This window comes from Streptomyces sp. R28 (genome assembly GCF_041052385.1).
Classification (GTDB): Bacteria; Actinomycetota; Actinomycetes; order Streptomycetales; family Streptomycetaceae; genus Streptomyces.
In genome coordinates this window covers 5703943-5717422 of the sequence record NZ_CP163439.1, presented here as the reverse complement: position 1 = coordinate 5717422, position 13480 = coordinate 5703943, and the positions used below count along the sequence as shown (strand labels likewise).

The following is a 13480-nucleotide window of genomic DNA, read 5'->3' as shown; positions in this document are numbered from 1 at the left end:
TTTGCAGGGCTGTGGTGGCTTCGTACCTGTTGATGAGGGCGCAGCCACCGGCGAGGGACTGGGTGATCCGCCCCAGACGAACTGGCCGTTGATATCAACCGAGCAATTTCACGGCGCGGGCCAGGCTCTTGTCTCGATGCCCCGGCGGCGAATGTGCCGCAGTCGACGTCCATATGATCGCCGCTTGGTCTCACTGGTGACGTGGGGCGCGTCACGAGGGCCTTTTCCAAGCGCTCGCCCTGAAGCGGGGTATGAGGACAGGCAGGAACAACCAGCACGATCAATTTCAGGACGATCCCCGCACTGCGAGCACCATCTCTGCAAAGCGCCTCGGCTCAGACCTTCTCCGAACTCACGCGTGGATGTCCGGCAGTGAGCAGAGCGATGTCTTCTACATCGGACGTCAGGATCGTCACCCGGCCGGGATGCTGCAGGGCGGTCGCACACAGCATGGCGTCGATGGCGTACTTGTGGCCGTGCAACCCCGCTGTACGCAGCAACGCGGCAGCGGATTGCGCGACGGCTTGGGTCACCGGCTCGACGCTCAGGCGGGACAGCGTCCACTTCAGTGCGGCATCGTTGATCTTCGGGTGGATCACCTCAACCAGCACGGCTGCTGAGGTGATCACCGGCAGGTCCGCGTCGCGAGCCGCCGTCAGCCACTCGTGGATTTCCCGATCACGCTGTACGGCCTTTGCCAGGCCCTCGCTGTCCAGAACCAGGGCACCGCTCACGCGGCCGCCCCGGCATTTGAGGCGCCGCCGGTCAGTCGGGCACGTTTGACTGCCACGGCCTCGGGGTCGGCCGGGCCGTGCACCTCGTCGAAGTCCGCGATCAGCTCGTCCAGGTTGTCCCGCTCGATCTGCCGCTGGGCCGCCTTCTCCAGGTACGCCGATACGCCCCGCTTGCCGACCCGCTCACGGATGGCCTGCAGGGTTCCGGCGGACAGTGTGACGGAGATACCGCTGGTTGGGCCGTCGCCGGGCAGGAAGTCAACGTCTTCATCAGCCACACCCCGAGTATGCCATTGAAAATGGCATAGTGGGCGGAAGGTGAATCACAAAGCTCCAACCGAATGACGGAGGAACCCGACACCTCAGGCTCGTGGGTGCTGTGCAGCCGCAACGCGGCTTCAACAGCTGATCGCCGGACCGAGCGGACCACGCGCTGTTGTCCTCTCAGCGGCAACAGCCGCCCACTTTCCGGGATCCCGTGCCCTCCGTGTGCCCGTAAGAGCGGAAACCCACGGTCAACAGCGGTGCAATCCGACGCGCACGACCACCCAAGATCCAGGTATCCGCGCTGGTCAGAGCCATGGAGCCGGTGCAAGCGCCATCGCTTCCCAAGCTGAGAGCGCGAGTTCGATTCTCGTCACCCGCTCCATGCGAACCCCAGGTCAGCGGCCTGGGGTTTGTCGCGTCTGGGCCATTCTGAGGGCTCCATGCCCTCTGGGTGCCCTAAGTCGAGGTGAAATGGCCACCTCAGGGGTATTCACGCCGATCCGCGTCGGGCGGGTTGTGCTCAGGCGGGCCGGGTGGAGGCCCGTAGTTCGATCCTGTATCCGCCCTGTGGGGTGGGTTCGGCGGTGAGGGTGCCGTCGAGCAGTTCGGCGCGTTCTCTCAGGCCGATCAGGCCGTGCCGGGCGCTGGGCAGGGCGACGGACGGGCGGGTGGCGGCGGTGTTGGTGACGGTGACGCCGAAGTGCTGCGCGTCATGCCACAGGCGCACCTCGGCGCGGGCGCCGGGGGCGTGCTTGCGGACGTTCGTGAGGGCTTCTTGGACCGTGCGGTAGACGGTGCGTTGGGCGGTTGTGCTGATGCTGGGCGGGAGCTCCCCGGTCAGGGTGGTCTCGATGCCGCTGTTGGCGATCAGCTGCTGGAGGTCGGCGAGGGTGGGCTGGGGGGTGAGTTCGGTTTCCTTGCCGCTGGAGGCGCGCAGCAGGGTGACCATGTGGCGGAGTTCGTCGAGGGTGTTCACGCTCAGGGTGCGGATGGTGCGGGCGGCGTCACGGGCGTCGGGGTCCTTGGCGGCGACCTGCAGGGCTCCGGCCTGTACGGCGATGAGGCTGACCTGGTGGGAGACGACGTCGTGCATCTCGCGTGCCAGTTGGGCGCGTTCGCGGGCGAGGACGGTCTGGGCGTACAGGGCGCTTTCGTGTTCGCGGGCCACTTGGACCTCGACGAGCTGGCGGGCCACGTCGTGTCTGGCCTGCACGAGCTGGCCGAACAGGATCGGGGCGAAGGCGGTGGCCAGCGTGTAGACGAACTGGATGAGCGTCCAGGTCCGGTCACCGGGAAACGTGTCGTCGGAAAACGTGTCGGACAGGGGCCAGGCGAGGGTGCCCACCGCCGCGTTCAGCAGGGCGCAGCCGGCCAGCAGCGGGCGGTTGCGGGTGCGCGTGGCCAGTGTGTACAGAGCGGCGATCGGCGCGACCGCCACGTCCATGAACAGGGTCATGGGCAGTGTCAGCAGGAAGACGGTCAGCGGAAGGCGCCTGCGCAGGAACAGTGCGGCGCAGCCGAGGGCCGCGCAGGCCCACATGAACGGTGTCGCCTCGCCGTACAGGTTGATCCAGGCGTCGAGCGCGGCGAGCACGACGAGGCCCGCGTCGACGACCCAGGGCGGCACCCGCCGCCACAGTGCCTGAGCCGTGCTCATCGCCCGTTGCCCCGTGCCGTGTTGCTGCCGTCGTCGCTGAGCAGTCCGGCCCGCTCCGCGAGGAGCGCCGCCTGGACGCGGCTGGAGACCCGGAGCTTGGTCAGGATCGAGCTGACGTGGTCCTTGACGGTGCCCGCGCTCAGATGGATGCGGGTGCCGATGTCGGCGTTGGACAGTCCTTCCGCGATCAGGACGAGGACGTCACGTTCGCGGTCGGTGAGCAGGTTCACGCGCGCAACGTCCGCGTCCTGGGGCGCGTTCGCCCCAGGATGGCCGCGCAGCAGAGCCCGCGAGGCTTTCGGGGACATCACCACCCCGCCCGCGGCCAGGGTGCGTACGAGTTGGCCGAGCTGTTCGGGCTCGGTGTCCTTGAGCAGGAAGCCCGCGGCTCCCGAGCGCAGCGCGGTCAGGATGTACTCGTCGGTGTCGAAGGTGGTCAGCATGGCCACCGTCGGCGGCTCGGGCAGCGTCTGGATCTCCCTCAGGACGGTCAGGCCGTCCACGTCCGGCATGCGGATGTCGAGGAGCACGACGTCCGGATGCTCGCGCCGGATCGCGTCGGCGGCCTGCGCTCCTTCCGCGGTCGCCACGACCTGGATGCCGTCGGACGCGTTCAGGATCAGCTCGAACCCGGACCGCACCAGCGCCTCGTCGTCCACCACCACTACCCGGATCACCGGCGTCCGCCTCACACTCGTCACACTCGTCTGCTCTGTCCAGCTTCTCGGCGACCAGTACACCCCGCATCGGGGCGTCCACCTTCCCGCACGGTGATCGCTCGCTGTCGACGGTACGTCCGGCACGGCGCGCGACGGTGCGGCCGCTGGGGACACCCGCCACCCGGCAGGCCGGTTCCAGCCGCTCGGGGGGAGCGCTCCGGCCCGTCGGCGGGCGGGTGGGCGAGGTCCGGCGGATGGTGTCGGCGGCTCTCGTCCGGTGGGATCGCTCCGCGGGCCCGACCGAGTCTGCCGGCCGCCGTCGATTTCCACACCGTTCGAGGATCACCCAGCGATGCCCGAGTTGTACCTTCGTCAGCCTGTCCGTGCTCTGCGCCGCTGTGCGGCGCGGCCCCATGTGCTGTTCGGGGGCGTGTACGGGGCGGTACTGGCCAGCTCCATGGTGGCCGCCCTGACGGAGCAGGGTGAGACGGCGCCCGCCGACCGGTTCAGCAGCGCCCAGTGGCTCCTGGTCACGGCCGTCGCATCGGCCTTGGCGCACGGTTACGCACATCTGATCGCCTTGCGCGGCGACCGGACCCATCACGGTGTGCGCGCCGGGGTGCGGCTGTTGCTGTCCGAGTGGCCCTTGGTGGTGGCGACGGTGCCGACACTGGTCCTGCTGCTCGGCGCGGCCTGGGGGTGGTGGCCCTCGGCGGGCATCGAGTACGTGGCCTTCGCCGTGAACGTGGTGCTGCTGTTCGCCTGGGGCCTGCTCGCGGCCCGCGCCGCAGGTCGCACGTGGGGCTCCGCCTTGAAGATCGGCACAGTGGACGCGTTGCTCGGGCTGGCGGTCGTGGTGGCCAACGCCCTCATCAAGTAGGGCAGTTGGCCGTCCGGGGCCCGCCGAACGGCCGACGCGGCGCTGTTCCGCCGGTCGGCGGGGCAGACCCGGCCGGTCGGCGGGGGTGCTACCGAAGCCTGCCGGATGGTCCGCCTCCTGACGGCACCGAAGGATTTTCCGTATGACACAGATACAGCCGCCCCAGGAGACACCGGCTCCGCAGGAGAGCGCGCCTCCACGGTCCCGAACCTCGCCCGACTCCGCCGGGCAGCCCCCCGGCGGTCCCTCGATGGGACGCCTGGTCGGGGTGGACCTGGCCCGCGCGCTGGCGGTGTTCGGCATGTACGTCGTGCACATCGGCCCGCCGCTGTCGGCCACACACGGCGTCGGCAGCTGGGTCCGGTACGTCGCGGACGGCCACTCGTCGGTCCTGTTCGCCACCCTCGCAGGGTTCTCGCTGATGCTGATCGCGGGCCGCTTCGAGCCGAAGACCGGCCTGGCGGGCCGGCAGGCGAAGGCCCGGATCGCGATCCGCGCCGTGATCCTCCTGGCGCTGGGCACCGTGATGGCGATGGAGTACGGGGGCGTGATCATCCTCGGCTTCTACGGCGTCTACTTCCTCCTCGCCCTGCCCCTGGTGCGACTGAGCGCGGGGACCCTCGCGATGATCGCGGCGGGGCTCGCGCTCGTCATGCCGCAGCTGGCGTTCGTCCTGACCACGGGGCTGAGCGAATCCGTCCAGCAGAGCATCAACGCCTACGACCCGCTCCGCCACCTCAGCGAGGTGGGAGTGCTCGATCTGCTGCTCACCGGTTTCTACCCGGCGCTCACCTGGATGCCGTTCGTGATCGCCGGCATGGCGCTGGGTCGCATGGACCTGTCGGCGGCCGCCGTCCAGCGGCGCCTGGCGGCGATCGGCGCCGGCCTCGTCGTGGGGGCTTACGGCTTGTCCCTGCTGCTGGCGGGCAAGAACGCGTTGAGGAGCACGGCGGAGGACGGGGCGTCGTCCAGTGGCTCCGGGTCGGCGTCCATGGGCAGTGGGTCCATGAAGCCCCAGCTGTCGTTCTCGGATCTGTTGTCCGCCGGGCCGCACAGCGGCACCACGTTCGACATCATCGGCAGCGTGGGCGTCGCGATCCTCGTGATCGTGGGCGCGACGGTGCTGATGGACCGCCTGCCGCGGCTGCGCCGCCTGGCGAAACCGGTCATCGCCGTGGGCACCATGTCCCTGACCGCCTACGTCGGCCACTTCGTCGCGCAGTCCGTGCTGTCCACGCCCGCCGGGACAGGGACCCAGCAGTCCTGGGTGCCGCTGCTCATGTACGTCCTCGGGGCGATCGTGTTCGCCACCGTCTGGTCCCGCTTCTTCCGCCGCGGCCCTCTGGAGCACCTGCTCAACACCGCCACCAAGCCCGCCAAGTACGTCCGGTGAGGTCCGGCCGGGGTGGCTCGGCTTCCTGCCCCATCCCGGCCTGAACGGTCTGCCGAAGCCCGCAGGGGGATCGCCCTTGCGGGCTTCGGCTGTTGTTCTTGGCCGACTGATGTCGGGGACATGCGTGGGCAGGGTGCCGCTGCGGCCCGGGGCGATCGTCAGTACTGGCAGGCGCGCAGGGAGCGTTGATCACGACGTGGCGTACGTGTGCGTCGGCCCGCGCCTGGCGCACGGTGCACCGCGCGCACGATCCCCGCACCACTCGGCGCCGCAGGCAGTCTCCAAGGTGCTGCCGTCGAGGGAGCTGACGGAGAAGACGGTGTGATCCACGTGGGGAGGCAGCCGGGACAGGCAGGCGAAGAGCGACTCGGTGTCCCCTTCGCCCGAGGGTGTACTCCACCCTGAGAGCCTGTGTCATATCTCCGGTCGGATCAGCGCGCGGCGTCGTGGGGGTACCTCCCGCCCGAGCCGTGCGAAGCGCGGTTCGAGGGTGGGGGAGCGTGCGATCGCAAGGCGCCGGAGCGCCCTCGTGGCGGAGCCACGTGGGCGTTTCGGCAACGCGGCTGGGGGTCCCCCCTCTGGGGGAGTGCGTGCCAGAGCCGCGCGCCCGGCCGGGGATATGACACAGGCTCTGAGGCCGGCGATGTGCTCGACGGGCTCGTCCGGGTCGCGGGGCTGTCGGCGAGCAGAACGTCGAGGAACCGGCCGTGGCGGTACAGCACGGCGTATCCGGCAGATGTCCGACGCCGCCATCCCGCCACCCGGTACGGCCGGCGGCACCGGCGAGCCCATGGTCAGGCCCGTCTCACCCGCGGGGGCGTCCCGCCGTGGTCAGGAGCTGCGTCGCCGCGAGCTGCGCGTACAGCTCGTCCTTGGCTACCAGTTCCTCATGAGTGCCGACCGCGCGGACCGTGCCCGCGTCCATGACGACGATGCGGTCGGCGTCCGTCACGGTCGACAGGCGGTGGGCCACCACCAGCACGGTGGTCTCGCATGCGGTCTCGGCGATGACGTCCCGCAGTGCCAGCTCGTTGACGGCGTCGAGCTGCGAGGTCGCCTCGTCCAGGAGCAGCAGCCGAGGCCTGCGCAGCAGCGCGCGGGCGATCGCGACGCGCTGACGCTCGCCGCCGGACAGCTTCGTGCCGCGGTGCCCGACCGGGGTGTCCAGGCCGTGCGGGAGACGCTCGACGAGGGCGTCGAGCCTGGTCAGGGCGAGGACCTCGCGTATGTCGTCGTCGGTCGCGCCGGGCGCGGCGAAGACCAGGTTCTCCCGCAGCGTGCCGGCCAGCACCGGCGTGTCCTGCTCGACGTACCCGATGACGGACCGCAGCTCGGGCAGCGGCCACTTCGTCACGTCCTTGCCGTCGACCAGGACGCGGCCGCCTGTCGCTTCGTAGAACCGCTCGACGAGCGCGAAGACCGTCGACTTGCCCGCGCCCGAGGGGCCGACGAACGCCGTCATCCCGCCACCCGGCACCTCGAAGTCCACCCGCCGGTGGATGTCCGGCAGCCGGGGCCCGTACCGGAAGGACACATCCTCGAAGCGAACCGACGCCGGACGCGGCCGCACCGCCTTGGTCGCCGCGGGCTGCACCGACCGGTGCCGGTCCTGCTTCTCTGTCGCCAGGCCGTCCACCTGCGCGATCCGGGCGATCGCGGCCGCGCCCTCCTGGTAGTGGGACGCTGCCTCGACCAGCTTGTACACCGGCTCCATCAGGTAGAAGAGGTACAGCAGGAACGCGATCAGCGTGGACACGGGCATGTCCCCGGACGCCACCCGCGCCCCGCCGACGGCGAGTACCGCGAGGAACGCCAGCTCGACGGCGAGGTTGTCGGCCGAACCCAGCACGGCCTCCCACTTCGCGCTGCGCACGCCGTGGCGCCACGCCCTGCGTGCCGCCGCCTCGACGCGAGCGGTCTCCCGCTCCTCGGCGCCGGACGCCTTCACCGTGCGGAACGCACCGAAGACCCGCTCCAGACCCGTGGACATCTCCCCGACAGCCGCCTGCGCACGCTCGGCGGCCTGCCCGATCTTCGGCATCACCAGCACGGCACCCACACCGACGACCGCGACCACGCCGAGCGTGACGCCCAGCAGGACGGCATCGAGGAACGCCATCACCACGACCGCCGCGACCAGTGTCACCGCCCCCGTCGCCGCGGAGACCACCGCCTGGGTGCTGACCGCCCGCAACAGCGTGGTGTCGGAGGTCACCCGCGACATCAGATCGCCCGGCTGCATCCGGTCCACCTCCGCGAGGCGCAGCCGCAGCAACCGTCCGATGAGGCTGCGGCGGGCGGCGAGCACCACCGACTCCGCCGTCCGTTCCAGCACATAGGCACCGAACGCCTCGGCCACCATGCCCAGCAGGACCAGAACGGTCATGGCCAGCAGGATGGTGCCGGTCGTGCCACCGGACGAGAGCCGGTCGACCAGCGCCTTTGTGGCCAGGGGCTGGAGCAGTCCGCCGGCGGCCCCTGCCAGCGCCAACAGCAGACCGAGTACGACGGCCCACCGGTGCGGACGGACATACCCGTACAGCGCCTTGAGCGTCTCGCGGGCACGCAGGGACTCGGCACCCGTCGCCTCCGGGGCGGATGCGGTGTTCACACTTTTCCCTTCCCAGGTGTCCTACGTGGTCGGCCGCGCACCGCGTCAGCGGCTGCGGGCACCGGCCCGCGGGGGCCTTGGGGGTCGAATCAACGGGCCGGTTCGACGGCCCTCATGGCGAGCGTGTGCACAACCGCATCGCGGAGTTCAGGGCCTACGACGGCCAAGCGGAAATGGCGCGCGGTGTGTCATGCCACCAGCCTGGAAGCCCGGACTCTTCTTCGACCATCCGGCGATCGTCGGGTGCACCCCCGCCAGGTGGCTGGGACCGTCTGCACCGCCTACGAACCCCTCAGGGACCCCTGGGCGGATGTGCTCGCCGCCTCGCTGAGCAAGCCCATGGTGCCGGTGACCGCGCAGACGCCCACACCGATGGAGCTGGCCGATCGACGGCTCAGTGGACCAGTGAGGCCGCCCGCGTGGCAAAGATGTGCGCCCCTGCCTCGTAGAACTCAGGACGGACGACGAACAGGACACCGGCGCCCGCCACCAGCGTCAGGCCGAGAAGTTCCAGCAACCGGCCTCCGCGAGGTGTGACGTCGCGGCCTGGCATGTCGATGTCGGCCGACGCCCCGAGGGTGGTCTCGGGCTCCTTGTCACGAACGTGCTGTGTCATGCCTCCAGCCTGGGCGCCCGGCCGCTCTCCGCACATCCGGCGACTGTCGGGTCCACCCCCGCCGAGTGGCTGGAGATGACCGGCCTGGGGTAGTAGCCGTCGCGGCCGCGAGGCGGACGCGCCGCAAGCAGGCCGGCACCGCATGGCACGCAGCACCGCAAGACATCACAGCACCGCGAAGCACGCGGCACCGCCAGGCACGTCAACTCCGCTTGGCGGCGACCTGTGACTCCGGCTCGTCGGTCCCCGGGGAGCCCGGGCCGCCGCCGGCCGACGGGGGCGGGCCGGTCAGGGACCGGGCGATGACCACCGAGCCGCCGCCGTGGAGCAGAACGCTGCCGAGCACCGTCAGGGTCATGGCGTACAGGGCGGTGTCGGCGTACTGCCCGTCCGGCAGAGCGTTGAACGCGAGCAGGCCGAACACGATGGAGGTGGTGCCGCGTGGTCCGAGCGCGCCGACCATGAGCCGTTCTCGCCAGGTGAACTTCGAGCCGAGGAAGGCGAGCATGATCGGAAGGATGCGCACGACGGTGAGCGCGGCGACGCAGAGCACGATGGCGGGCCAGTCGACGCCCTCGCCCAGTGCGAGCACCACGGCGTTGCCGAAGAAGAACCACATGCACATCGTCATCATCGAGTTGGTGTCCTCGATGAGCTGGAAGTCCGAGGCGTGGGGAGCCGAGGCGCCCCGTCGGCGGACCGGTGCCTGCCTGACGTAGCGGAAGGCGATCCCGCACACGAACGAGGCCACGAAGCCATTGCCGTCCATCGCCGTGGTCACGGTGTAGGCGAGCAGCGGTGTGACCAGCACGACGATCCGCCGGGACTGCTCCGTCATCCACTCCGCGCGGTCGGCCAGATTGATCAGCCACGCCACCAGCGCCCCCACCACGAAGCCGGCCACGAGGGCCTTCAGCGCGAACGGCACGGCCGTGCCGAGGGCTTGCGCGGGCGTTCGGGTGACGGAGTTGGTGCCGACGAGGATCAGTGCGAACAGGAAGAGGGGCGAGACGATGCCGTCGTTGTAGCCGCTCTCCACGTTGAGCACGCTGCGCACCCTCGCCGGGATACGCCGGTCGCGGACCAGCGTCTCGGCCGGAGCGAAGTCGGTCGGGACGACGATGCACGCGATGAGCAGCAGCAGCGCGACCGGCAGCCCGGGCAGCAGCAACGTCCCCAGCAGGACCATCGTGATCAGGCTCAGCGGCAGGGCCACCAGCAGTGCCCGCGCGGCGGAGCCGGGGTCGTTGCCGAACAGTCGCCCGCCCGGCAGCTCGGTGGCGTCGACGAACAGCAGGACGGCCAGGATGACCTCGGCCACATGCTGGGCGACCTCGGAGTTCAGGGTGACGGCGATATGGCTGTGGGTGAACACCCCCGTGACCACGCCCGCGAGCACCAGCACCAGAGGAGCCCGCACATGCCGTTGCTCCAGCCGGCCGGCGACCAGCGACCACCCGGCCACCACCGTGGTGATCACAATCAGGACAGAGATCATTTGATTCCGCTTCAGAACTCGGCACGGACCACCGGCCGCCCCACCGGGACCTCCACAAGGGCGTCGACCGGCGTGAGCACAGGCAGACGGTACATCGGACGAGGGCCGGCAGACAGCACCGACCCTTGCGCCTGGCTCCGGCATACCGCCGGAGCTCGCACCAGCGCCCGGCCGATGTGAGCGAACCAAGGCGTCGACCCGGTCGGAGCGCGGTCAGAGGCGTCGTGCCCCGCGCAGCCCGTGTGCGTAGTAGCCGTCACCGTCGAGCCGTGAGGTGCCGCCCTTGTCACCCATGGTGGGGCCGCCCGCGTTCTTCCGGCTGGAGATGAAGCGCGGGTGGTCGGCGGTGTCCAGGCCGAGGTAGATACCGATGTGGCCGATCCGTCCGCCGGGCAGTTCCCGTGTCTTGAAGAACACCAGGTCGCCGGGCTGGAGCTGCTGGATGACGGCGGGGCGGCGGTCGGTGAGGGGGATCACGGGTACGCCGAGCCGCCCGCGGGCGATCGCGTCGGGGCTCCGCTGCAGCCCGTTGCCCGCCGCGTTGTCCCTGCTGTTCAGCGGGAATCCAGAGCGGTATCCGTACACCAGCCGGACATAGCCGGAGCTGTCGACGGAGCGCGCGCGGTCCTTCTCGGGGCGGCGGGTGACCGCGTCGGGGAAGGTCCAGGGGATGCCCAGGTAGTCGTAGAAGTCCGAGCCCGTGCGCGGCTTCGGCTTCCCCTGCACAGCACGCCCGGAGTCGCTGGGGGTGCTGGGCGTGTAGCGGGCGGCACCGCTGTATTTGACTCCCGCTGCCGTCGTCCGGGCCGGGGCACCGGCGATGTAGTCGAAGGCGGTGGCGAGGATGTCGGGGTCGCGGCTGTCGAGCCGGGACCTGAGCCAGTTCTTGAACCAGGCGCTCTGCTCCGCGCCACGGGCCCATGGCTTGGGCAGCAGCCGCACCCAGTTCTTGGTGACGACCTTGGCATCCGTCGTACGCGGCTCCGCGAAGGTCCTGCTGGGTCCTGTCAGTACGGCTGTACGGGCGCCGTCGGTGAACGTGGCGATGACGGTGCCGCGCGGGTCGCGGGCGACCGTGCGGGCGGGGTTGCCGATCCGCTCGAAGCGCAGCGGGCCGCTCCTGGTCCGGATTCCGGCACCCTGTGATCCATGCGATGCATGTGATGCCATCGATGCCTTTGATCCTTGTGATGTCTGTGCCGCCTGTGATGCCTCCGGAGCGTCGGTGCGGTGCCTGAGCTGCAGGGTCAGCGCGTAGCTCGTCGCGAGCAGGACGGCTGTCACCAGGAACAGGGCCGCGTTCCTGGTCAGGGAGAACCCACGGTTTCTGGGCAGGAGGCGTTTCACTGATCAACTCCGGTGTGAGGGAAGGAGAGATGGCGCCGTATGTCGGGGAGGGGGCGGCTCATGTCGTGGGCAGGGCGCCCAGCAGCAGCCCGGACACCAAGATCACGTAGGTGGCGAAAGTGACCGCGCCGGTGGAGAGGACCGTCGCTGTCTTCGGCTGCCTCTCGAGCTGGTAGGCGATGAGACCGGGGACGATGAACCCGAGGGCCTGATGGGCGAACAGCGTGGGGAACTGCTGCTGGAGCACCAGGGAGAGCCCGGCCTGGAGCAGGACACCGATGAGCACGACGGCGGCGAACAGCCGCTTGCCGTAGAGGATGACGAAGCGCTGCAGCAGCTTGGTCAGCAGGTAGGTCAGGCCGGCCACGGCCGCGACCATGGCGGCACGCCGCAGATCGTCGACGAGGGTGAGGGCGAGCCAGCCGGGGGTGATCATGCCGCCCGGTGAGAGGTTCGTGGTCAGGTAGCACAGGAGGGAGAAGACCAGACCGAGGGCGATGCCGATGGCGGCGATCTGGGGTGTGACTACTGCGGGGATCAACGGAACTCTCCATGCGAGGAGTTGTGGTGGGCGACGAGTGAGGTGGGGGCGTCGCTCGGGTCGGAGGGACCGGCGGGGTCGGCGGCGGCGTCGGGGTGGTCGGGCGCGAGTGCCGCGAGCCGCTCCAGGAAGAGTTCGCCCTGGCCGTGGATGTTTCCGATGGCGACGAGCGAGGAGTCCGGCCCCAGGTGGGCCAGCAGATCGGTGGTGAGCCGGTCGGGGTCGCGGCGGTCGCCGCCGAGATCGACGACGTTCCCGGTCCAGTGGGTGGGTAGGGCGTCGGCGGCCGACTTGGTGGGGTGGCCGATGAGGAACACCGTCTCCGGGTCGAGCTGGGGGATGAGCGCGCCCATCTGCCCGTTGCGCTCCACACGGTCGGGACGGCAGTTGATGACGACGTGCAACGGACGGTGGATCGCGCCCAGTTCGAGCAGCTGGTTGATGTTCATCAGCGTCGACTCGGGGTCGTTGGCGGCGAAGACGTTCGCGAATCGCAGCCGCCCTCCGTCAGGGGTGCGGTACCGCTCGACGGACAGCACACCGGGGTCCGGCGGCGCCTCGTACATTCCCTTCAGCGCGGTCGCGCGGTCGACGCCGAGCAGTTCGGCGACCGCGAGTGCGATGGCGACGTTCTCCTTGAAGGTGAACCAGCTGAAGCCGCGCAGTTCCTCATCGGTGACGGTTTCCGGGTCGGCGTAGACCAGCTCGCAGTTCCGGGCGTCGGCCTCCTCCTGGAGGATGTGGAAGCGCTCCTTCTCCGCGGTGACGCAGACGCCGCCCTCCGGCATGGACCGGCACAGGGAGCGGGCCACGTCGTCCAGCGTCGGGCCCATCTCGGCGAGATGGTCCTCGCGGACGTTGCAGAGCACGCCGATCGTGGAGCGGATCAGCTTGGACTGGTTGATCTCCTGGAGTGCGGGCATGACGGCCATGCACTCCATGACCAGGACATCGGGCCGGTAGCCTGCGGCCCGCCGGACGATGCCGATCTGCTCCACGACGTTGGCGATGCCGAACTTGCGGTAGACCGGCTCTTCGGTGGCATCGGGGTGGATGAACCGGGCGGCGGTGCCCGTGGTCTTGGCGACAGTGGTCAGGCCGCTGCCGCGCAGGGCGCCCGCGCACAGCCGGGTGATGGAGGACTTGCCGCGAATGCCGTTGACCAGCACTCGGGTGGGTATGGCGGCGAGATTCGCGTCATGGCGGCGCTGTTCGACGATGCCTGCGACGAGCAGGCCGACGCAGCACGTCGCGAGGACGCAGTACAGGAAGAGCAC

At 69.9% G+C, this 13480-nt stretch carries 12 protein-coding genes; 2 read left to right on the top strand and 10 right to left on the bottom strand.

Annotated elements, in window-relative coordinates; all coding sequences use genetic code 11:
- Window positions 1–335: 335 nt before the first annotated feature.
- From AB5J49_RS25475 to AB5J49_RS25460, 4 genes are all read right to left on the bottom strand, one after another.
- Complete coding sequence (locus AB5J49_RS25475) at window positions 336–734, bottom strand: PIN domain-containing protein (RefSeq protein WP_351602410.1); 399 nt, start codon at window positions 732–734, stop codon at window positions 336–338.
- Entirely contained in the window at window positions 731–1012 is a 282-nt protein-coding gene (locus tag AB5J49_RS25470; RefSeq protein ID WP_369170985.1) for a hypothetical protein, read from the bottom strand. The genes AB5J49_RS25475 and AB5J49_RS25470 overlap by 4 nt, the downstream gene beginning before the upstream one ends.
- A 509-nt stretch (window positions 1013–1521) precedes the next feature.
- Window positions 1522–2658, bottom strand: a complete 1137-nt coding sequence (locus AB5J49_RS25465; RefSeq protein WP_369170983.1) for a sensor histidine kinase — start codon at window positions 2656–2658, stop codon at window positions 1522–1524.
- Window positions 2655–3323: a response regulator gene (locus AB5J49_RS25460; RefSeq protein WP_369175255.1), complete on the bottom strand. Its 669-nt coding sequence runs from the start codon at window positions 3321–3323 to the stop codon at window positions 2655–2657. The genes AB5J49_RS25465 and AB5J49_RS25460 overlap by 4 nt, the downstream gene beginning before the upstream one ends.
- A 346-nt stretch (window positions 3324–3669) precedes the next feature.
- Here AB5J49_RS25460 and AB5J49_RS25455 point away from each other — a divergent pair, with 346 nt between their 5' ends.
- Both AB5J49_RS25455 and AB5J49_RS25450 read left to right on the top strand, forming a co-directional pair.
- A complete protein-coding gene (locus AB5J49_RS25455; RefSeq protein ID WP_369170982.1) occupies window positions 3670–4197 on the top strand; it encodes a hypothetical protein in 528 nt (175 codons plus the stop codon).
- A gap of 142 nt (window positions 4198–4339) precedes the next feature.
- A complete protein-coding gene (locus AB5J49_RS25450) occupies window positions 4340–5590 on the top strand; it encodes a DUF418 domain-containing protein (protein ID WP_369170981.1) in 1251 nt (416 codons plus the stop codon).
- 805 nt (window positions 5591–6395) lie between these two features.
- On the opposite strand, the gene AB5J49_RS25445 is transcribed toward AB5J49_RS25450, so the two are convergent.
- The 6 genes from AB5J49_RS25445 to pgsB all read right to left on the bottom strand — a co-directional run bounded on the left by AB5J49_RS25445 (window position 6396) and on the right by pgsB (window position 13480).
- The gene (locus AB5J49_RS25445) at window positions 6396–8201 is read right to left on the bottom strand and encodes an ABC transporter ATP-binding protein (RefSeq protein WP_369170979.1); all 1806 of its coding nucleotides are present in this window, start codon (window positions 8199–8201) and stop codon (window positions 6396–6398) included.
- A 394-nt stretch (window positions 8202–8595) separates the two neighbouring features.
- Entirely contained in the window at window positions 8596–8817 is a 222-nt protein-coding gene (locus tag AB5J49_RS25440) for a hypothetical protein (protein WP_369170978.1), read from the bottom strand.
- A 202-nt stretch (window positions 8818–9019) separates the two neighbouring features.
- Window positions 9020–10315, bottom strand: a complete 1296-nt coding sequence (locus AB5J49_RS25435) for a cation:proton antiporter (protein WP_369170977.1) — start codon at window positions 10313–10315, stop codon at window positions 9020–9022.
- A 213-nt stretch (window positions 10316–10528) separates the two neighbouring features.
- A complete protein-coding gene (locus tag AB5J49_RS25430; RefSeq protein ID WP_369170976.1) occupies window positions 10529–11485 on the bottom strand; it encodes an NlpC/P60 family protein in 957 nt (318 codons plus the stop codon).
- Between the two features lie 235 nt (window positions 11486–11720).
- Complete coding sequence (locus AB5J49_RS25425) at window positions 11721–12203, bottom strand: poly-gamma-glutamate biosynthesis protein PgsC/CapC (protein ID WP_369170975.1); 483 nt, start codon at window positions 12201–12203, stop codon at window positions 11721–11723.
- Window positions 12200–13480 (bottom strand): poly-gamma-glutamate synthase PgsB, encoded by a 1281-nt coding sequence (gene pgsB / locus AB5J49_RS25420; RefSeq protein WP_369170974.1) that lies wholly within the window; start codon window positions 13478–13480, stop codon window positions 12200–12202. The genes AB5J49_RS25425 and pgsB overlap by 4 nt, the downstream gene beginning before the upstream one ends.